At 70.1% G+C, this 19,469-nt stretch carries 18 protein-coding genes; all 18 read right to left on the reverse strand.

What is annotated here, in order from left to right; translation table 11 throughout:
- Positions 1 to 56: 56 nt before the first annotated feature.
- On the reverse strand, positions 57 to 872 hold the full coding sequence (locus tag BFF76_RS15390) for a F0F1 ATP synthase subunit delta (RefSeq protein WP_031091492.1): 816 nt from the start codon (positions 870 to 872) through the stop codon (positions 57 to 59).
- The gene (locus BFF76_RS15395; protein ID WP_031091491.1) at positions 869 to 1,414 is read right to left on the reverse strand and encodes a F0F1 ATP synthase subunit B; all 546 of its coding nucleotides are present in this window, start codon (positions 1,412 to 1,414) and stop codon (positions 869 to 871) included. Before BFF76_RS15395 ends, BFF76_RS15390 begins: the two co-directional genes overlap by 4 nt.
- Positions 1,415 to 1,456: 42 nt before the next feature.
- A complete protein-coding gene (atpE, locus tag BFF76_RS15400) occupies positions 1,457 to 1,702 on the reverse strand; it encodes an ATP synthase F0 subunit C (protein ID WP_014048348.1) in 246 nt (81 codons plus the stop codon).
- Positions 1,703 to 1,777: 75 nt separating this feature from the next.
- On the reverse strand, positions 1,778 to 2,593 hold the full coding sequence (gene atpB, locus BFF76_RS15405) for a F0F1 ATP synthase subunit A (protein ID WP_053929375.1): 816 nt from the start codon (positions 2,591 to 2,593) through the stop codon (positions 1,778 to 1,780).
- Positions 2,594 to 2,815: 222 nt separating this feature from the next.
- Positions 2,816 to 3,253, reverse strand: a complete 438-nt coding sequence (locus BFF76_RS15410) for a Cg1360 family ATP-synthase-associated protein (RefSeq protein ID WP_031091489.1) — start codon at positions 3,251 to 3,253, stop codon at positions 2,816 to 2,818.
- A gap of 262 nt (positions 3,254 to 3,515) precedes the next feature.
- Positions 3,516 to 4,877, reverse strand: coding sequence for an MraY family glycosyltransferase (locus BFF76_RS15415; RefSeq protein ID WP_031091488.1), 1,362 nt, complete (start codon positions 4,875 to 4,877; stop codon positions 3,516 to 3,518).
- Positions 4,878 to 4,970: 93 nt separating this feature from the next.
- On the reverse strand, positions 4,971 to 6,260 hold the full coding sequence (locus BFF76_RS15420; protein ID WP_053929376.1) for a serine hydroxymethyltransferase: 1,290 nt from the start codon (positions 6,258 to 6,260) through the stop codon (positions 4,971 to 4,973).
- A 138-nt stretch (positions 6,261 to 6,398) separates the two neighbouring features.
- A complete protein-coding gene (locus tag BFF76_RS15425; protein ID WP_031091486.1) occupies positions 6,399 to 7,040 on the reverse strand; it encodes an arsenate reductase/protein-tyrosine-phosphatase family protein in 642 nt (213 codons plus the stop codon).
- On the reverse strand, positions 7,037 to 7,684 hold the full coding sequence (locus BFF76_RS15430) for an L-threonylcarbamoyladenylate synthase (RefSeq protein WP_031091485.1): 648 nt from the start codon (positions 7,682 to 7,684) through the stop codon (positions 7,037 to 7,039). Before BFF76_RS15430 ends, BFF76_RS15425 begins: the two co-directional genes overlap by 4 nt.
- Before the next feature lie 58 nt (positions 7,685 to 7,742).
- The gene (prmC, locus tag BFF76_RS15435) at positions 7,743 to 8,588 is read right to left on the reverse strand and encodes a peptide chain release factor N(5)-glutamine methyltransferase (RefSeq protein WP_031091484.1); all 846 of its coding nucleotides are present in this window, start codon (positions 8,586 to 8,588) and stop codon (positions 7,743 to 7,745) included.
- A 52-nt stretch (positions 8,589 to 8,640) separates the two neighbouring features.
- The gene (gene prfA / locus BFF76_RS15440; RefSeq protein ID WP_031091483.1) at positions 8,641 to 9,717 is read right to left on the reverse strand and encodes a peptide chain release factor 1; all 1,077 of its coding nucleotides are present in this window, start codon (positions 9,715 to 9,717) and stop codon (positions 8,641 to 8,643) included.
- A gap of 155 nt (positions 9,718 to 9,872) precedes the next feature.
- A complete protein-coding gene (rpmE, locus tag BFF76_RS15445) occupies positions 9,873 to 10,097 on the reverse strand; it encodes a 50S ribosomal protein L31 (RefSeq protein ID WP_031091482.1) in 225 nt (74 codons plus the stop codon).
- Positions 10,098 to 10,296: 199 nt separating this feature from the next.
- Entirely contained in the window at positions 10,297 to 11,400 is a 1,104-nt protein-coding gene (locus BFF76_RS15450; protein WP_031091481.1) for an LCP family protein, read from the reverse strand.
- A 510-nt stretch (positions 11,401 to 11,910) separates the two neighbouring features.
- Positions 11,911 to 13,974: a transcription termination factor Rho gene (gene rho, locus BFF76_RS15455; RefSeq protein WP_053929381.1), complete on the reverse strand. Its 2,064-nt coding sequence runs from the start codon at positions 13,972 to 13,974 to the stop codon at positions 11,911 to 11,913.
- Between the two features lie 388 nt (positions 13,975 to 14,362).
- Positions 14,363 to 15,280, reverse strand: coding sequence for a homoserine kinase (gene thrB / locus BFF76_RS15460; protein WP_031091478.1), 918 nt, complete (start codon positions 15,278 to 15,280; stop codon positions 14,363 to 14,365).
- Positions 15,281 to 15,546: 266 nt separating this feature from the next.
- Positions 15,547 to 16,617 carry a threonine synthase gene (thrC, locus tag BFF76_RS15465; protein WP_031091477.1) on the reverse strand — a complete coding sequence of 357 codons (1,071 nt, stop codon included), beginning with the start codon at positions 16,615 to 16,617 and terminating at the stop codon, positions 15,547 to 15,549.
- A 6-nt stretch (positions 16,618 to 16,623) separates the two neighbouring features.
- Positions 16,624 to 17,979 (reverse strand): homoserine dehydrogenase, encoded by a 1,356-nt coding sequence (locus BFF76_RS15470; RefSeq protein WP_031091476.1) that lies wholly within the window; start codon positions 17,977 to 17,979, stop codon positions 16,624 to 16,626.
- A gap of 95 nt (positions 17,980 to 18,074) precedes the next feature.
- A complete protein-coding gene (lysA, locus tag BFF76_RS15475) occupies positions 18,075 to 19,466 on the reverse strand; it encodes a diaminopimelate decarboxylase (protein WP_031091475.1) in 1,392 nt (463 codons plus the stop codon).
- Positions 19,467 to 19,469: the final 3 nt, after the last annotated feature.

Here is a 19,469-nt window from a genome sequence, read left to right on the forward strand (position 1 = left end):
CAACCGGGCCGCTGTTCTTGCTCGTTCAGTTGGTGCGGTGTGGGCGCTGCGCGCTGTCAGCCGGCCATCCTGCGGGTGACCTCGTCGAGGCGCTCCGCGATCGTGCCGTTGATGACCTCGTCACCGACGCGCACCGAGATCCCGCCGAGGACCTCGGGGTCCACGTCCAGGTTCAGGTGCATCTGACGGCCGTAGATCTTCGCCAGTGCGGCGCCGAGGCGCTGCTTCTGGTTGTCGGACAGCGGCACCGCCGAGGTGACGACGGCGACCATGCGGTCCCGGCGCTCCGCGGCGAGCCTGGACAGGGATTCGAGTCCCGCCTCCAGGCTACGTCCTCGGGGCTGCGTCACGAGGCGCGTGATCACGCGCTCGGTGACCGGCTGGACCTTGCCGCCGAGCAGGCCGCGGAGCAGCCCGCTCTTGGCGGAGGCCGGAGCCGCCTTGTCGGTCAGGGCCGAGCGCAGTGCCACGTCGGAGCCGACGATCCGGCCGAACCGGAACAGTTCGTCCTCGACGTCGTCGAGCGCACCCGCGCGCTGGGCCGCGGTGAGGTCTGCGGTGTTCGCCAGCTCCTCGACCGAGTCGACCAGGTCACGGGACTGCGACCAGCGGGACCGCACCATGCCGGAGACCAGGTCCACGGCTTCGCCGCCCACCTGCCCCCTCAGCAGTCGTCCGGCCAGCTCGGCCTTGGCCTCGCCGCCCTGCGACGGGTCGGTGAGGACCCGGCGCAGCGACACCTCGCGGTGGAGCAGCGCGGTGACGGCTGCCAGCTCCTCGGCGAGCTTCGCCGCGTCGACCGACGTGGAGTCGGTCAGTGCGTCGAGACGCTCACGTGCGGAGGCCAGCGCCTCGCGGCTCGCTCCGTTCATCGGACGGCCTCGGCCTTCGCCTCGAGCTCGTCGAGGAATCGGTCGACGGTGCCGCTCTGCCGGGCGTGGTCCTCGAGGGACTCGCCGACGAGCTTGCCGGCCAGGGCGGTGGCGAGGCTGCCCACGTCCTGACGCAGCGCGGACGCCGCGGCCTTGCGGTCGGCCTCGATCTGGGCGTGGCCTGCCGCGATGATCTCCTCGCGCTGCCGCTGACCTTCCGCCCTCATCTCCTGGATGATGACGGCACCCTGCTCCTGCGCCTCCTGGCGCAGACGAGCGGCCTCGTGGCGGGCCTCGGCGAGCTGAGCCTTGTACTGCTCAAGAACGCTCTGGGCCTCGGTCTGGGCCGCGTCGGCCTTCTCGATACCGCCTTCGATGGCCTCGCGACGCTCTTCCAGAACCTTATTGATGTTCGGGAGGAGCTTCTTGGCGAGGAAACCGAAGACGATGGCGAAGGCGATCAGGCCGATGACGATCTCGGGGATCGCCGGGAGGAGAGGGTTCTGGATCTCTCCCTCGGACGCCAGCTGTAGGGCGTTCACATCAATGCCTTTCGTCGCTTCGGGCGGTCGGAATGCCGCGAATTAGTCGACCGGGTAGACGAAGGGCATGACGAGACCGATCAGGGCGAGCGCCTCACAGAGCACGAAGCCGAGGATCTGGTTCGAGCGGATCAGGCCGGCAGCCTCGGGCTGACGGGCCAGCGCCTGGGTGCCGTTACCGAAGATGATGCCGACGCCGACGCCGGGGCCGATCGCGGCGAGGCCGTAGCCGATGGAACCGAGGTTGCCCGTGATGTTGACGGCGGCGAGGGTCTCAAGAGCGGACATGCCGTTTCTTCCTTCTCTTTCAGAACCGGTGGGGGTTGGCCACCGGACGACTATCGGGGGGAGCTGGGCTGCTGCTCAGTGGTGCTCGGCGAGAGCGCCCTGAATGTAGTTGCAGGCCAGGAGAACGAACACGTAGGCCTGCAGCGCCTGGATGAACAGTTCGAAGGCGGTCATCAGGATGACCATCACGAAGGAGACACCGGCGTATGCGATGCCGATGCCGTTCAGCAGGTACCAGCTGGCGATCGTGAAGATCAGCAGCAGCACGTGACCGGCGAACATGTTGGCGAAGAGTCGCACGGCGTGGGTGAACGGCCGGATCAGCAGGTTCGACATGATCTCGATGGCCATGACGAACGGGAGAGCCGGGCCGATCGACGGGTCGTAGCCGGAGATGTTCTTCCAGCCGCCGACGAAGCCGTGCCGCTTGAAGGTCAGGCTGACCCAGAGGACGTACACGATCGCGGCCAGCGCCACCGGGAATCCGATGACCGAGACCACCGGGAACTGGGCGAGCGGAATGATCGCCCAGAGGTTCATGATCCAGATGAAGAAGAACAGCGAGACCATGAGGGGCACGTACTTCTTGCCCTCGCGCTTGCCGAGCGTCTCGTAGACCACGCCGGTGCGGATGAAGTCGTATCCCGCCTCGGCGACCATCTGGAGCTTTCCGGGCACCAGCTTCGGCTTGTTGAAAGCCGCCCAGAAGAAGCCGACGACGACAACGGTGCTCAGAACCGCCAGCAGCATCGGCTTGTTGATCTCGATGCCGCCGACGGTGGCCATCGGCTCGAAAACAAAGGAGTGCAGGCCAGGAGCCGGGAAGCCGCATCCGTCGAAGATGTGGCAGTCGGTCTCGAAGGCGAGCACCGTCGTCGGGTCAGCACTCACCGCGGGCTCCTTCAGCGTGGCGCATAGGTACGGCAACCTCGTTGTGTCGGCGCGGCAAGCAGCCGCTGGTCGGCACTGGACTGGTGTTACGGATGGGGGGCGGCTCAGGCATTACGCCTCGCGATGGAGCAGGCGCCGAATTTGATGCCCGCGCCCGCAGTGCCGCAGTTGGCACCGGACGATAGCAGGGTCTCGAACGCGCGCTTATCCCGGGCCTACCCCTCACGTCGAAGACCCCATGTTCTCGGGCGTCTTGCCCGCAGACGAGTCCGGCTCGACGTAAAGGATCTTGGTCTTCATGTGCACACGGATCTGCGCCGCGACCCATACGAGCGTCGCGGCCATCAACGAGGCCGCGAAAGCCCTCGGGTTGAACAGGGTCGTGTTCTGGAACGCGGCGACGAAGACGAAGAGCAGCAGCAGTTCGGTCGTGTAGAGCACCAGGCCCATGGCCTGGAACAGATGCGGCATGGACTTGGCCGTGCGCTGCAGAACGCCGAGTCCGATCCCCATGAAGAGGATCACCACCAGCGTCCCGACCGCCGCACCGATCGCTCCCTTGCCGCCGGCGAGCGCAGCGCTGACGGCGACGGCGACAACACCGGCGGCGGCAGTGGGCACGGCGGTGTGGAGGAGAGTCCGGGCGTCGTTGGACGGCATGGCGGTTACTCCGCGTGGCAGGGGGTGGTCAGTGGTCGTCAGGGACGAGCGTAGGCCCGGTCCGAGTCGATGCCTCGGGCCGAGGGACCGTGGCACTCAGGTCCTTCGGCTCTGTCACCGGGTTCGTGAACGGTATCACAAACTATTTGATGAGGTCTTTACTCAGAAAGTGTGCCAGCTGTCACACATGAGAGTTAAGCCGCGCGTGTGTGCAGAACATCACGACGTATTGTCTGGTATTGGGGCTTCTGCGTCGGCACCGCTAACGCGGTGACTCGGCCCGGTCCCGATCCGTGAAGCGCGAACGGGGGCCGATCGCGGTCGCCCCGTTGACGCCGGAGACGCCCACGGACACCGAGGCCCGTTCAGGCTCCGGAGAGGCCATCTGCGAGCCCCCGTGGCCGTGTTGGCCCTGCGGGGCATCCTCGGTCTCGTCCTCGCGCCGGCGGCGCCGGTAGCGGGGCGGTACGAAGGACTCCGCCCAGTGCGGGGCGCGCGGGGTGAAGCGCGGCATCAGCAGCAGGACCAGGCCCACGGCGCTGAGTCCCACGATCACCAGCACGATCCAGAGCGACGCGGAGTGGACGGAGTAGCCGACCGCGCCGAAAGCGATCAGGGCGGACCAGAAGTACATGATCAGCACGGACCTGCTGTGCGAGTGCCCGATCTCCAGCAGCCGGTGGTGCAGGTGCCCGCGGTCGGCCGCGAACGGCGACTGACCGTTCCAGGTACGCCGCACGATCGCGAGGATCAGGTCGGCGGCCGGGATGGCGATGATCGTCAGCGGCAGCAGCAGCGGGATGAAGACCGGCAGCATCGCGTGGGTCGCCTGCCGCTCGCTGCCCTCGAACAGCTTCATCGCGTCCGGGTCGACCTGGCCGGTGACCGAGATGGCGCCGGCGGCCAGCACCAGGCCGATCAGCATGGACCCGGAGTCACCCATGAAGATCCGGGCGGGGTGCATGTTGTGCGGCAGGAAGCCGAGGCACATGCCCATCAGGATCGCGGCGAAGAGCGTCGCGGGGGCGGCCGCCTCGATCCCGTACCCGTACCAGAGCCGGTAGGTGTAGAGGAAGAACGCCGCGGACGCGATGCAGACCATGCCGGCCGCGAGGCCGTCCAGGCCGTCGACGAAGTTCACCGCGTTGATGGTGATCACGACCAGCGCCACCGTGAGGAGCGTGCCCTGCCACTGGGTGAGCGCGACGGTGCCGAGGCCCGGGATGGGCAGCCACAGGATCGTCAGACCCTGGATGACCATGACCGCGGCGGCGATCATCTGTCCGCCGAGCTTGATCAGCGCGTCGATCTCGAACTTGTCGTCAAGGACGCCGATCAGCCAGATCAGGGCGGCGCCGGAGAGCAGGGCCCTGGGTTCGTTGGAGAGCTCGAACACGCCGTTCAGGTTGAACAGGTGGTCCGCGACGATCAGCCCCGCACACAGTCCGCCGAACATGGCGATGCCACCGAGCCGAGGTGTCGGTTCCCGGTGTACGTCGCGCGCACGGATCGCGGGCATCGCCCCGATCGCGATGGCGAACTTCCGCACCGGCCCGGTCAGCAGATAGGTAACCGCTGCCGTGACACAGAGCGTCAGCAGGTAATCACGCACGGGCTGCCCCACAGAATTCGCCGGCCATCTCAGCCCCACACCCTAGTCTCCACAGCAAGGACGCCGAGCCACGGGTGTTGGTTGCACATACCTCGTCCACACCGTCTACCCCGGATACGGCGGATTGCGCTCGGCCAGTCCGCGCACCTCTGCCCGCAGCAGGCCGGCATCGCCCTCGTCCCGCACGGCAGCGCCGAACAGCACGGCGATCCGCGCCATGTCGTCCTCGTCCATGCCCTGGGTGGTGACGGCAGCGGTGCCGAGCCGGAGCCCGCGCGCGTCCCCGTACGGCAGGGCACATGTGTCCAGGACCATCCCGGCGGCCATGAGCCGCTCGCGGGCGGCGCGGCCGTCGACACCCAGCGGGGCCGGGTCCGCGACGACGATGTGGGTGTCCGTACCGCCCGTGGTGATCTCGAAGCCCTCGGCTTCGAGAGCGGCCGCCAGCACCCGGGCATGCGCGACGACGCGATGGGCGTAGACCGTGTACCCCGGGGTCGACGCCTCCCCGAAGGCGACGGCCTTCGCCGCGACCGTGTGCATCTGGGCGCCGCCCTGGGTGAACGGGAACACGGCGCGGTCGATGCGCTCCGAGAGTTCGACGCCGCACAGGATCATGCCGCCGCGCGGTCCGCGCAGCACCTTGTGCGTGGTCGCGCACACCACGTCCGCGTACGGGACCGGGCTGGGCGCCGCTCCCCCGGCGATCAGCCCCATCGGGTGGGCCGCGTCCGCGATCAGATAGGCGCCGGCCTCGTCGGCGATGTCCCTGAACTGCTCGTAGTCGGGGTGCCGGGGGTAGGAGATCGACCCGCAGACGATCGCCTTGGGGCGCCGGGCCCGGGCCAGGGCGCGCACCTGGGCGTAGTCGATGAGCCCGCTGTCGGGGTCGACGCCGTAGCCGGCGAAGTCGAACCAGCGTCCGGAGAAGTTCCCCGGGGCGCCGTGGGTGAGGTGCCCGCCGTACGGGAGTCCCATGGCCAGCACCGTGTCTCCGGGGCGGAGCAGCGCGGCGTACGCGGCGAGGACGGCGGAGGAGCCGGAGTGCGGCTGCACGTTGGCGTGCTCGGCGCCGAACAGGGACATGGCCCGCCGGACGGCGGCGCGTTCCACGGCGTCGGCCTGTTCGCAGCCGCCGTGGTACCGGGCGCCGGGATAGCCCTCGGCGTACTTGTTGACGAGCGGGGAGCCGAGGGCGGCGAGAACCGCGGGCGAGGTGAAGTTCTCGGCGGCGATGAGCTGGAGGGTGCTCGACTGCCGGGCGGTCTCGGCGAGCAGGATGCCGCCGATCTCCGGGTCCTGGCGGAGCAGGGCGCCGAAGTCCTGCGGCATGGCGGTGTCGGACGGGGAGGGCGCTGGCGCGGCCGCGCGTGCGGCTGGAGTGCTGACCGGCATCGAGGGCTCCGGGCCTGGAGGAGGGGGTGCGTGGCGTCAGATCCAATGTAGGCCCGCCCCCGGCCGCCTGCCCGCTGCCGGACGCCCCTCTACGCCGGTCGGCGCACCTCGGTGCGGGGCGCGTGGGCCGGCGGTTGCTCAGTGGGGGGCGCGTACCCCCGTCAGCGCCGTCATGACGGGATCGAGCGCCTGGCTGATCTCGTCACCGACCGAGCGGAAGAAGGTGATCGGGGCGCCGTACGGGTCGTAGACCTCGTCGGCCTCCGCGGTGGGGGCCAGCAGCCAGCCGCGCAGGGCCGCCGCGGCGCGCACCAGCGCGCGGGCGCGCTCGACGACACCCTCCTCGCGCGCGTCCGGGAGGGTCGCGGGGTCTATGGCCCGCACCAGCCGGGTGAACTCCTTGAGCGTGAAGGTCCGCAGGCCCGCCGAGTGGCCCATGGAGATCACCTGGGCGCGGTGGTCCCGGGTGGCGGTGAGCACCAGGTCGGCGCGGATCACGTGCTCGTCGAGGAGTTCGCGGCCGACGAAACCCGTGGCGTCGGCCCCGAAGTCGGCGAGTACGACCTCCGCGTTGGCCTCCATGGGCGCGCCCTCGTGTCCCCAGGTCCCCGCGCTCTCCACGATGAGGCCGCCGCTCAGCGGATCACCGAGGCGGTCAACGAGGGCATGGCGGGTCAGCCGCTCGGTGATGGGCGAGCGGCAGACGTTGCCGGTGCTGACGTGGAGGATGCGGAAAGTGTCGTGCTGCCCCGCTATGCCACGCCCCTCAGGGGCGGTCAATTGGCCACCTCGAGGTCGGGGACCACCTTGCGGAGCTCCTCGACCGTGAGGGCGCCGGCCCGCAGCAGCACCGGGATCCTGCCGGTGACGTCGACGATCGAGGACGGCACGATGCCGGGGGTCGGGCCCCCGTCGAGGTAGACGGAGACGCTGTCGCCGAGCATCTCCTGGGCGGCGTCGCAGTCCTCGGGAGAGGGGTGTCCGGTGAGGTTCGCGCTGGAGACGGCCATCGGGCCCACCTCCGTGAGGAGCTCGATGGCGACCGGGTGCAGGGGCATCCGGACGGCGACGGTGCCACGGGTGTCGCCGAGGTCCCACTGCAGCGACGGCTGGTGCTTGGCGACGAGAGTGAGGGCCCCGGGCCAGAACGCGTCGACGAGCTCCCAGGCCTGCTCGGAGAAGTCGGTGACCAGGCCGTGCAGGGTGTTCGGGGAGCCGATCAGGACAGGGGTCGGCATGTTGCGGCCGCGGCCCTTGGCGTCGAGGAGGTCGGCGACACCCTCCGAACTGAAGGCGTCCGCACCGATCCCGTACACGGTGTCGGTGGGCAGCACGACCAGTTCGCCGCGGCGGACGGCGGACGCGGCCTCACGCAGGCCGGTCGTACGGTCGGTCGCGTCGTTGCAGTCGTATCGCCGTGCCATCAGCCGGCCTCCTCGGACATGTAAGGGTAGGGATCGTGCGGTGCCGGTGCCCCGGTGGTCACGGCATGGCCTTGCGTGCCGTCGCGAACCGGGGGCGCCTGTTCAGGTCGGGGTGGTCGGCCGCGTCGGCCCATCCCCGCTCCTCGGTGAAGATCCACGGCACCTGGCCGCCCTGTGTGTCGGCGTGCTCGATGACGACGAGCCCGCCGGGGCGGAGCAGACGGTGCGCCGTGCGTTCGATGCCTCGGATGGTGTCGAGGCCGTCCTCGCCGGAGAACAGCGCCATCTGCGGGTCGTGGTCGCGGGCCTCGGGCGCCACGTACTCCCACTCGGTGAGCGGGATGTAGGGCGGGTTGGAGATGACCAGGTCGACCTGGCCGTCCAGCTCGGGAAGGGCGCTCAGGGCGTCGCCGCGGTGGACGGTGACCCTGGACCCCTCGGCGTTCTTCCGGGTCCATCTCAGGGCGTCCTCGGACAGCTCCACGGCGTGCACGCGGGAGCGCGGCACCTCCTGCGCCATGGCGAGCGCGATCGCGCCCGACCCGGTGCAGAGGTCGACGATCAGCGGTTCGACGACGTCCATCGCGCGCACCGCGTCTATCGCCCAGCCGACGACCGACTCGGTCTCCGGGCGCGGCACGAAGACTCCGGGTCCGACCTGGAGCTCCAGATAGCGGAAGAAGGCGCGGCCGGTGATGTGCTGGAGCGGCTCGCGGGCCTCGCGGCGGGCGATCGTCTCCCAGTACCGGGCGTCGAAGTCGGCATCCGGCACATGGTGCAGCTCGCCCCGCTTGACGCCGTGCACGAACGCGGCGAGTTCCTCGGCGTCGAAGCGCGGTGAGGGGACACCGGCGTCGGCCAGCCGCTGGGTGGCCTGGGCCACCTCGGCGAGCAGCAGGTTCATCGCGGTTCTCCGTACGGGTTCACGGGCGGGTCGGGTACGCGCCTTGTGCGGCTTATGCGGCGGCGAGCTTGGCGGCCGAGTCGGCGTCCACGCATGCCTGGATGACGGCGTCGAGGTCACCGTCGAGCACCTGGTCCAAGTTGTACGCCTTGAAGCCGACGCGGTGGTCCGAGATCCGGTTTTCCGGGAAGTTGTACGTCCGGATCTTCTCGGAGCGGTCCACGGTGCGCACCTGGCTGCGGCGTACGTCGGAGGCTTCCTGCTCGGCAGCCTCCTGGGCGGCGGCCAGCAGCCGGGACCGCAGGATGCGCATGGCCTGCTCCTTGTTCTGGAGCTGGCTCTTCTCGTTCTGGCAGGAGGCGACGACACCGGTCGGCAGGTGCGTGATGCGGACCGCGGAGTCGGTGGTGTTGACGGACTGGCCGCCGGGTCCCGAGGAGCGGTAGACGTCGATCCGCAGGTCGTTGGCGTGGATCTCGACGTCGACCTCCTCCGCCTCGGGCGTGACGAGCACACCGGCGGCGGAGGTGTGGATGCGGCCCTGGGACTCGGTGGAGGGCACGCGCTGCACACGGTGCACGCCGCCCTCGTACTTCATCCGCGCCCAGACGCCCTGGCCGGGCTCGGTGGCGCCGTTGCCGCCCTTGGTCTTCACGGCGACCTGGACGTCCTTGTAGCCGCCGAGCTCGGACTCGGTGGAGTCGATGATCTCGGTCTTCCAGCCGACGCGCTCGGCGTAGCGCAGGTACATGCGCAGCAGGTCACCGGCGAACAGGGCGGACTCGTCGCCGCCGGCGCCCGCCTTGATCTCCAGGAGCACGTCCTTGTCGTCACTGGGGTCACGCGGGACCAGGAGGAGCCGGAGCTTCTCGGTGATCTCGTCGCGCTGCTTCTCCAGGACCTTGACCTCGGCGGCGAAGTCGGGGTCGTCGGCGGCGAACTCGCGGGCGGTCCCGATGTCGTCACCGGTCCGCTTCCAGGACCGGTAGGTGGAGACGATCGGGGTCAGCTCCGCGTAGCGCTTGTTGAGCTTGCGCGCGTTGGCCTGGTCGGCGTGGACCGACGGGTCGGCGAGCTTCTTCTCGAGATCGGCGTGTTCACCGATCAGTTCCTCGACCGCCTCGAACATCTTCGGGCTCCTGGTTTCTGCGTCATACGTCTTCGGGCCTGCTGGACGGTGTGGTGCCGGTACCGCGCCCCGGGAGGCGCACCCGGCCGCACAGCCGGAAAAAACGCCGGTCCCGGCGCCCGTTGGAGGGCGTCGGGAACCGGCGCAGTGGCTCGCTACTTGCTGGCGGAGCCGGCAGCCTTGCCGAAGCGGGCCTCGAAGCGGGCCACGCGGCCGCCGGTGTCGAGGATCTTCTGCTTGCCCGTGTAGAACGGGTGGCACTCGGAGCAGACGTCGGCGCGGATGGCGCCGCCGTCGAGGGTGCTCCGGGTGGTGAACGACGCACCACAGGTGCAGCTGACCTGCGTCTCGACGTACTGGGGGTGAATCTCGCGCTTCAAGGTGTCTCCTAGTATCGGGAGGGCTCCGGGTCGTACGCGCGGATTGCGCGTCCGTGAACCGGGACCGACGTACCAGTCTGCCAGGACCGGCCGTATCTCCCAAAACGAGGACCCGGCCGTGTGTATTCCCGTGCGTACGGGGAACGTTCCGCGACCGTTCGGTGACGGAAGACCCACGGAAGGCAGACGGAAGGTGCTGCTACCGGACGACTTCTCCGGCCCCGCCCTTGTCGCCGGCGGACTTCGCCGTGGCGGACTCCGGGATCGGCCTGTCCTGCTTGAGCGCCGCCCAGACCTGCGCGTCGGCCTTCTTCTGCGGCAGCACGCGGTTCGGGTCCTGGGGGTCGTACTCCACGGGCAGCGTGACCATGTCGACGTTCTTCGAGCCGAGGCCCTTGAGCCCGTTCGCGAAGCCGGTCAGCTTGTTGACGGAGGCCAGTTCGGAGTCGGTGGTGACGGTCTTCGTCGCGGTGTCGGCGAGTCCGAAGAGGGTCTTCGGGTCCGAGAACACCCCGACGCTCTTGGCCTGGTCCATCAGCGCCTTCACGAACGCCTGCTGGAGCTGGATGCGGCCGAGGTCACTGCCGTCGCCGACGCTGTGGCGCGTACGGACGAGGCCGAGCGACTGCTCCCCGCTCAGGGTGTGGGTGCCGGGCTTCAGCGCGAGATGGCTGTCGGGGTCGTCGATCGCCTGCGAGGTGGTGATCCTCACGCCGCCCAGCTCGTCGATGAGCTTCTTGAACCCGGTGAAGTCGACCTCGACGTAGTGATCCATGCGGATGCCGGACATCGACTCCACGGTCTTCACCGCGCAGGCGGGCCCGCCGACCTCGTAGGCGGTGTTGAACATCGTCTGCTGCTCCGAGCCGACCTGTTCACCGGTCGTGTCGCTCGTGCAGGCGGGACGGTCGACGAGGGTGTCGCGCGGGACCGAGACCACGCTCGCGGAGGTGTGGCCCTCGTTGACGTGGACGATCATCGCGGTGTCCGCCCGCGCGGACCCCTCATCGGCGCCGTACTCCGCGTTGGCGCCCGAGCGGGAGTCCGATCCCAGCACCAGGATGTCCTGCGATCCGTTGTCCACGTCGTCGGGGCGCTCGGCTCCGAGGGCGGCGTCGATGTCGACGCCCTTCAGATTGCCGTTGAGCGTGAAGTAGGCGTAACCGAGCCCGGAACCTCCGACGACCACCAGGGCGGCGGCGCCCCAGAGGGCGGTCCTCTTCACCCTGCGGGCCCTCGGTGGCTTCCTCCGGCGGCTGCCGGTGCCACGTATTCGGCCGGTGCCCCTGCTCTGTTCGCTCATGCGCTGCCTCTTCCGCTTCTCGCTCCTACCCCCTGCCGTGGTGCACGGGCGTGGTCTCCGGCGTCACTCGGTGGGACGACCGGAGCAGCGAGAAGCGTTGCACAGCGGGCTGAGGCCCCAGCCGGGCGGCGAGGGCCTCGCAAGGAGCGGGTGAGCACGCCGGCAACCCGGCCCCCACCTGGTGTTTCACGCCTGCGGGCGGCGACCGTTCCGGTCGGTGCGGGCCGCGGGGCGTGTGGCAAAGATCGCACGCCGGGGACTTCCGTCGCTCCCGGCCGGGCCGGTACCCCGAAGGCGGCCGGGGGCCCTCCGACCGGAGCCGCGTCGCGGCCTGCGCCCTCACAGCAGGTGCACGGATCCGCCCGGGCCCGCGCCGGAGCGCCGGGTCCCGTCCGTCCGCACGGGCCACAACCCATTCCGCCGACGGGCGGCGGCGGCTGATGGCCCGTCACGACGGATGCCCCGCCACTTTCGTGACGGGGCATCAGCCGTAGGTGCGACGCGGCGACGTCAGTCGTTGCTGCCGTTGCCCGGCGTCGTCTTCTGGATCTGGAGCAGGAACTCCGCGTTGGACTGCGTCTTCTTCATGCGGTCCAGCAGCAGCTCGATGGCCTGCTGCTGGTCGAGGGCGTGAAGCACCCGGCGCAGCTTCCAGACCACGGCCAACTCGTCGGTGCCCAGGAGGATCTCTTCCTTACGGGTGCTGGACGCGTCGACGTCCACCGCCGGGAAGATGCGCTTGTCCGAGAGCTTCCGGTCGAGCTTGAGCTCCATGTTGCCGGTGCCCTTGAACTCCTCGAAGATCACCTCGTCCATGCGCGAGCCGGTCTCGACGAGGGCGGTCGCCAGGATGGTCAGCGAGCCGCCGTCCTCGATGTTCCGCGCCGCACCGAAGAAGCGCTTCGGCGGGTAGAGCGCGGTCGAGTCGACACCACCGGACAGGATGCGGCCTGAGGCCGGCGCCGCCAGGTTGTAGGCGCGGCCCAGACGGGTGATCGAGTCCAGCAGGACCACCACGTCGTGCCCCAGCTCCACGAGGCGCTTCGCACGCTCGATGGCGAGCTCGGCGACCGTGGTGTGGTCCTCGGCGGGACGGTCGAAGGTCGAGGAGATGACCTCGCCCTTCACCGACCGCTGCATGTCGGTGACCTCTTCCGGACGCTCGTCGACCAGGACGACCATCAGGTGGCACTCGGGGCTGTTGACCGTGATCGCGTTGGCGATGGCCTGCAGGATCATGGTCTTACCGGTCTTCGGCGGGGCCACGATCAGGCCTCGCTGGCCCTTGCCGATCGGGGCGACCATGTCGATGATCCGGGTGGTCAGGACGTTGGAGTCGGTCTCCAGGCGGAGCCGGTCCTGCGGGTACAGCGGGGTCAGCTTCTGGAACTCCGGGCGACCGCGGCCGCTCTCCGGCGCCATGCCGTTGACGGAGTCGAGACGGACCAGCGCGTTGAACTTCTCGCGGCGCTCGCCGTCCTTGGGCTGGCGCACCGCACCGGTGACGTGGTCACCCTTGCGCAGGCCGTTCTTGCGGACCTGGGCGAGCGAGACGTACACGTCGTTCGGGCCCGGCAGGTAGCCGGAGGTCCGGATGAACGCGTAGTTGTCGAGAATGTCGAGGATGCCCGCGACGGGGATCAGGACGTCGTCGTCGGCGACCTGGACGTCGGTCGCGAAGTCGTCGCGGCCACGACGGCCACGGCGGTCGCGGTAACGGCCGCGACGGCCGCGACGGCCGCCCTCGTCGTCGTAACCGTCGTCCTGCTGGCCGCCGCCCTGCGGGCCCTGGCCCTGGTTCTGGCCGCCGCCCTGCTGACCCTGGCCCTGGCTCTGCCCCTGGCCCTGGCGGCGCCCGCCGCCCTGCTGGCCCTGGTCGTCGCCCTTGCCGCGGCGGTCGCGCTGGCGGTCCCGGCGGTCACCGCGGTCACGGTCCTGGCGGTCGCGACGGCCGTCCTGGCGGTCGCCGCGGCGGCCCTCGGCGGTGTCGGCGGCGGACTCGGCCTTCGCGTCGGCCTTCGCCTCGCCGCGCTCGTCGGCGCGGTCCTGACGGCTCTCGCCCTTCGGCTCGGCCTGCGCCTCAGCCTTGGACTCGGCCTTGGTGTCGGGGCTGCCCGCCTGCGCGGTCGCCCGGCGACGACGGCGCTCGCCCGCAGGCTGCTCGTCGCTGGCCGGCTGCCCGGGAATGTCGATCTGCTGCTGGGCGGCGGCCTTGTCGGCGGCCGGCGCGGCAGCGGTCTCGTCACCCGTGCGCGTCTTGGACGTGGCGCGGCGCTTCGGCTTGCTCCCGGCGTCCGCACCGGCGGACTCGGCGGCCTTGGGGGCGGGCGCGGAGGATCCTCCGGCCTGCGCCTCCTTGATGACCTCGATCAGCTGGCTCTTGCGCATACGCGCGGTTCCCCTGATGCCGAGGCCGGACGCGACCTGCTGCAGCTCGGCCAGGACCATGCCATCGAGGCCGGTGCCGGAGCGGCGGCGCCGTGCGGTGGTGCCAGTGGCAGCACCTTCGGCGGGCACGGAGCTGTCGACGTTCTTGTCGGCAGTCACGCCCATCAGATCGGTGGTGTCGCTCACGAAGGGTCCTTCCCTGGAGCGGACGTCGGCCTTCTGGCTCGGCGACCGGTTGTGCTGTCCGACTGCGGTCTGTCGATCGTGTCGATCTCGGACCTTGCCGGGGCGGTGGTCCGCCGGGTACGGCGGAGAGACGAATGTGCGGGGTTCCGGCGCGAGATCCCCCTGCTCGGCCCACTCCTGGACGAGCAAGAGGGTGTCGTGCCGGTTCCGGAGCGTGCTCGACAGCTCAGGCAGGCTGCTCAGGCAGTCGGGGAGGCTCACGGAAGAGTGGTGGTCCCGGAGCGGGACACGAAGCAACGCGCCACGAAGACGTCGATTGCTGACTTGAGGTTAACACTACCGGCTCCAACAAACATTCCCCCTCTCTTGCACCGGCAATCACGTGCGATTACGCAGCGAGCGGCAGCACGCTCGCACCGGCGGCGTCGAGGGCGAGCCTGTTCGCGGCCCAGCCCTCACCCGCCAGCCGGGCGACCTTGTCGGCCGAGCCCTCGTCCGTCAGCGCGAGCACGGTGGGCCCCGCACCGGAGATGACGGCGGCGACGCCGTCGGCACGCAGCCGGTTCACCAGCTCCACGCTCTGCGGCATCGCGGGCCCCCGGTATTCCTGGTGGATCCGGTCCTCCGTGGCGGCGAGCAGCAGTTCGGGGCGCCGGCTCAGGGCCTCGACGAGCAGGGCCGCACGGCCGGCGTTGGCCGCGGCGTCCACATGGGGGACGGTGCGCGGCAGGAGGCCGCGGGCGGTCTCGGTCAGCACCGGGGTGGCGGGGACAAAGACCACGGGGACGACGGAGTCCGCGGGATCCATCCGGATCGCCTTGGCGGCGCCCCCGTCCATCCAGGCCAGGGTGAAGCCGCCCAGGAGGCACGCGGCGACGTTGTCGGGGTGCCCCTCGATCTCGGTGGCCAGCTCCAGCAGCGCGGCGTCGTCGAGACGGGCCTCGCCGCCCGTCGTCACGGCGCGGGCGGCGACGATCCCGGCGCAGATGGCGGCGGACGAGGAGCCCAGGCCGCGGCCGTGCGGGATGCGGTTGGCGCAGACGATCTCCAGGCCGCGGGGCTGCCCCCCGAGCAGGTCGAAGGCCGTCCGCAGGGAGCGTACGAGCAGGTGGTTCTCGTCGCGGGGCAGCGTCTCGGCGCCCTCACCCGCGATGTCGATGTGCAGCCCGGAATCGGCGACCCGGACGACGACGTCGTCGTAGAGCCCCAGCGAGAGGCCGAGGGCATCGAAACCCGGGCCCAGATTGGCGCTGGTTGCGGGGACGCGCACCCGGACGGCGGCGGCTCGGAACGCGGGACCGGCCATCGGTTGGACGACTCTTCCTGTACGGCGGCGGGGATGTTGTGCGGGGTGTTTCGAACGAGCGTGGGGTGCCCTTGTGCGGAGGACCGAGGCCCGGCGGACACGGCGCCCGCAGCGCCGCGGCGGATGCGGCGGGGTGGGTTTGACCACAGCTTATCGAAGGAAGGTTCTGTCGCGACATAGGGCGCACAGGAGGCGCACGATGCGTGTCGCACACCTCCCATGCGCTCTCCGCCCCGAAAGGGCGGTTGAGCTGCGGCAAGGAGCCGCTACGCGAGGCCCAGCCGCTCGGCCGCGGCCACCGCGTCGACCGGGACCGTGACCGGCTGCGGGGCACCCGCGACGGCCCAGTCGGGGTCCTTCAGGCCGTTGCCCGTGACGGTGCAGACGATCTTCTGGCCGGGGTCGACCTTGCCCTCTTCTGCGGCCTTGAGCAGACCGGCCACGGACGCGGCCGATGCGGGCTCGACGAAGACGCCCTCCTGGGAGGCCAGCAGGCGGTACGCCGAGAGGATCTGACGGTCCGTCACATCGTCGATGAAGCCGCCCGATTCGTCCCGGGCGTCCAGCGCGAACTGCCAGGACGCCGGGTTGCCGATACGGATCGCGGTGGCGATGGTCGCCGGGTCCTTGACGATCTCGCCACGGACGATCGGCGCGGAACCGGACGCCTGGAAGCCCCACATGCGCGGAGTGTGCGTGGAGATCCCGTCCCCGGCGTACTCCTTGTAGCCCTTCCAGTAGGCCGTGATGTTGCCCGCGTTGCCCACCGGCAGGACATGGATGTCAGGGGCGTCGCCGAGCGCGTCGACGATCTCGAACGCGGCGGTCTTCTGGCCCTCGATCCGGACCGGGTTGACCGAATTGACCAGCGCCACCGGGTAGTTGTCCGAGAGGCTGCGGGCCAGGGTCAGGCAGTCGTCGAAGTTGCCGTCGACCTGGAGGATCTTCGCTCCGTGGACGAGCGCCTGCCCCATCTTGCCGAGCGCGATCTTGCCCTGCGGCACGAGGACGGCGCAGACCATGCCCGCCCGCACGGCGTACGCGGCGGCGGAGGCGGAGGTGTTGCCGGTGGAGGCGCAGATGACGGCCTGCGCACCCTCCTCCTTGGCCCGGGTGATCGCCATGGTCATGCCGCGGTCCTTGAACGACCCGGTGGGGTTGGCGCCCTCGACCTTGAGGTGCACCTCGCAGCCCGTGCGCTCGGAGAGGACCTGCGCCGGAACGAGCGGCGTACCGCCCTCACGAAGGGTGACGACGGGCGTCGTGCTCGTGACCGGAAGACGGTCCCGGTACTCCTCGATGATGCCGCGCCACTGGTGGGTGCCCTTGCTGGTCATGGGTCCTTACTCCCCTTCAACACGCATGATGCTGGCGACACCGCGCACGGTGTCCAGCTTGCGGAGCGCTTCGACGGTCCCGGAGAGGGCGGCGTCGGGCGCGCGGTGGGTGACGACGACGAGGGATGCCTCGCCGTCTCCGCCCACCCGTCGCCCGCCGCCACCCTGCTCGATGGCAACTCCGTCGCCGCTGCCCGATTGTCGGCTCTTCTGTCGGACCGTATCGATGGATACGCCCTGTTCGGCGAAGACCGTCGCGACCTGGGCGAGTACGCCAGGCTTGTCGGCCACGTCGAGACTGATGTGGTATCGCGTCACGACGTCGCCCATGGGGCTGACCGGCAGACGCGTGTACGCGGACTCACCGGGGCCGGTGGCCTCGCCGATGATGTTGCGGCACACGGCGACCAGGTCGCCCAGGACCGCGGACGCGGTCGGGGCGCCACCCGCGCCGGGACCGTAGAACATCAGCTGCCCGGCCGCCTCGGCCTCGACGAAGACAGCGTTGTACGCCTCGCGGACGGAGGCCAGCGGGTGGCTGAGCGGGATCATCGCGGGATGCACGCGGGCGGTGACGGACCTGCCGTCGGACGCGCGCTCGCAGATGGCGAGGAGCTTGACGGTGCAGCCCATCCGCCGGGCGGAGGCGATGTCGGCGGCGGTGACCTCCGTGATGCCCTCGCGGTGCACCTCGCCGATCTTGACGCGGGTGTGGAAGGCGATCCCGGCGAGGATGGCGGCCTTCGCGGCGGCGTCGAAGCCCTCGACGTCGGCGGTCGGGTCGGCCTCGGCGTACCCGAGGGCGGTGGCCTCGTCGAGCGCTTCGGAGTATCCGGCGCCGCTCGTGTCCATCCTGTCGAGGATGAAGTTGGTCGTGCCGTTGACGATGCCGAGCACCCGGTTGACCTTGTCCCCCGCGAGGGACTCGCGCAGGGGACGTACGAGCGGGATCGCGCCCGCCACGGCGGCCTCGTAGTAGAGGTCCCTGCCGTACCTCTCGGCGGCGGCGTGGAGCGCGGAGCCGTCCTCGGCGAGCAGCGCCTTGTTGGCCGAGACGACGCCCGCGCCGTGTTCGAAGGCGGTGGTGATGAGCGTGCGGGCGGGCTCGATGCCCCCGATGACCTCGATGACGACGTCGATGTCGCCCCGTTTGACCAGGGCGGTCGCATCGGTGGTGATCAGCGCGGGGTCGATGCCCTCGCGCACCTTGGATGGCCGGCGGACGGCGACACCGGCGAGCTCGACCGGCGCACCGATGCGCGCGGCGAGGTCGTCGGCGTGCGTCGTCATGATGCGCGCCACCTCTGAGCCGACCACTCCACAGCCCAGCAGCGCCACCTTCAGCGGACGCGTACGCATCATCCGACCTCGTTTCTCATACTTCTGATGTGTGGACCAGTCTCACTCACCGGACGGGGGTTTCTGCCACCCGTCCGGATTTTGAGATGTGAATTTCATCAGCCGACATCGAGACGCAGGAGATCTTCCTCCGTCTCACGCCGGACGATGACCCGCGCCTGACCGTCGCGCACAGCGACGACGGGCGGGCGCAGGGCGTGGTTGTAGTTGCTCGCCATGGAACGGCAGTAGGCGCCGGTGGCGGGCACCGCGATCAGGTCGCCGGGCGCCAGGTCGGCCGGCAGGAACGCGTCCTTGACCACGATGTCGCCGCTCTCGCAGTGCTTGCCGACCACGCGTACGAGCATGGGCTCGGCCTCGGAGGTGCGTGAGACGAGGGCGACGCTGTACTCGGCGTCGTACAGCGCGGTGCGGATGTTGTCCGACATGCCGCCGTCGACGCTCACGTACGTCCGCAGGCCTTCGAGGGGCTTGATGGTGCCGACCTCGTACAGCGTGAACGCGGTGGGGCCGACGATCGCGCGGCCCGGCTCGACGGAGATGCGCGGGGTCCGCAGACCGGCCGACTCGCACTCGCGGGTCACGATGTCGCCGAGCGCCTTGGCGATCTCGTGCGGCTCGCTGGGGTCGTCGTCGGAGGTGTACGCGATTCCGAGGCCGCCGCCGAGGTCGATCTCGGGGAGCTCGACGCCGTGCTCGTCGCGGACCTCGGCGAGCAGCTGGACCACGCGCCGCGCGGAGACCTCGAAGCCGGCCATGTCGAAGATCTGCGAGCCGATGTGCGAGTGGATGCCGATGAGCTCCAGACCGTCCAGGGTGAGCGCCCTGCGGACCGCCTCCGCCGCCTGTCCGTCCGCCAGCGCGATGCCGAACTTCTGGTCCTCGTGCGCGGTGGCGATGAACTCGTGGGTGTGGGCCTCGACCCCGACCGTGACGCGGATCTGGACCCGCTGGCGCGTGCCGAGCCGCTGGGCGATGTGCGAGACCCGGGCGATCTCCTGGAAGGAGTCGAGCACGATGCGTCCGACGCCCGCCTCGACGGCCCGCTCGATCTCGGCGACGGTCTTGTTGTTGCCGTGGAAGGCGATGCGCTCGGCGGGCATTCCGGCGCCCAGGGCGGTGGTCAGCTCGCCGCCGGAGCAGACGTCCAGATTCAGCCCCTCCTCCTTGAGCCAGCGCACCACGGCGCGCGACAGGAAGGCCTTCCCGGCGTAGAACACATCGGCTTCCGTCCCGAAGGCGTCCGCCCAGGCACGGCAGCGCGCCCGGAAGTCGGACTCGTCCAGGAAGTACGCCGGTGTGCCGAACTCCTCGGCCAGCCGGGCGACTTCGATCCCTCCGACGGTGAGCGCACCGTCGGCGTCACGGGTGACGGTGCGGGACCAGACCTTCGGGTCGAGCTCGTTGAGGTCGGTGGCCGGGGCGCTGTAGTGGCCCTCGGGGAGGACGTCGGCGTGACGGGGTCCGGCGGGGTGGGCGGATCGGCTCATCGT

It is taken from the genome of Streptomyces mutomycini (assembly GCF_001700505.1).
GTDB lineage: Bacteria > Actinomycetota > Actinomycetes > Streptomycetales > Streptomycetaceae > Streptomyces > Streptomyces mutomycini.

Bases quoted from the DNA above. Each gene is read 5' to 3' on its own strand.
- BFF76_RS15390 (WP_031091492.1), bottom strand. From the start codon at position 872: ATGAACGGAGCGAGCCGCGAGGCGCTGGCCTCCGCACGTGAGCGTCTC.
- atpE (WP_014048348.1), bottom strand. From the start codon at position 1,702: ATGTCCGCTCTTGAGACCCTCGCCGCCGTCAACATCACGGGCAACCTC.
- BFF76_RS15410 (WP_031091489.1), bottom strand. From the start codon at position 3,253: ATGCCGTCCAACGACGCCCGGACTCTCCTCCACACCGCCGTGCCCACT.
- BFF76_RS15420 (WP_053929376.1), bottom strand. From the start codon at position 6,260: ATGCCGGTCAGCACTCCAGCCGCACGCGCGGCCGCGCCAGCGCCCTCC.
- BFF76_RS15430 (WP_031091485.1), bottom strand. From the start codon at position 7,684: ATGGCACGGCGATACGACTGCAACGACGCGACCGACCGTACGACCGGC.
- prmC (WP_031091484.1), bottom strand. From the start codon at position 8,588: ATGAACCTGCTGCTCGCCGAGGTGGCCCAGGCCACCCAGCGGCTGGCC.
- prfA (WP_031091483.1), bottom strand. From the start codon at position 9,717: ATGTTCGAGGCGGTCGAGGAACTGATCGGTGAACACGCCGATCTCGAG.
- BFF76_RS15450 (WP_031091481.1), bottom strand. From the start codon at position 11,400: ATGAGCGAACAGAGCAGGGGCACCGGCCGAATACGTGGCACCGGCAGC.
- thrB (WP_031091478.1), bottom strand. From the start codon at position 15,280: ATGGCCGGTCCCGCGTTCCGAGCCGCCGCCGTCCGGGTGCGCGTCCCC.
- thrC (WP_031091477.1), bottom strand. From the start codon at position 16,617: ATGACCAGCAAGGGCACCCACCAGTGGCGCGGCATCATCGAGGAGTAC.
- BFF76_RS15470 (WP_031091476.1), bottom strand. From the start codon at position 17,979: ATGATGCGTACGCGTCCGCTGAAGGTGGCGCTGCTGGGCTGTGGAGTG.
- lysA (WP_031091475.1), bottom strand. From the start codon at position 19,466: ATGAGCCGATCCGCCCACCCCGCCGGACCCCGTCACGCCGACGTCCTC.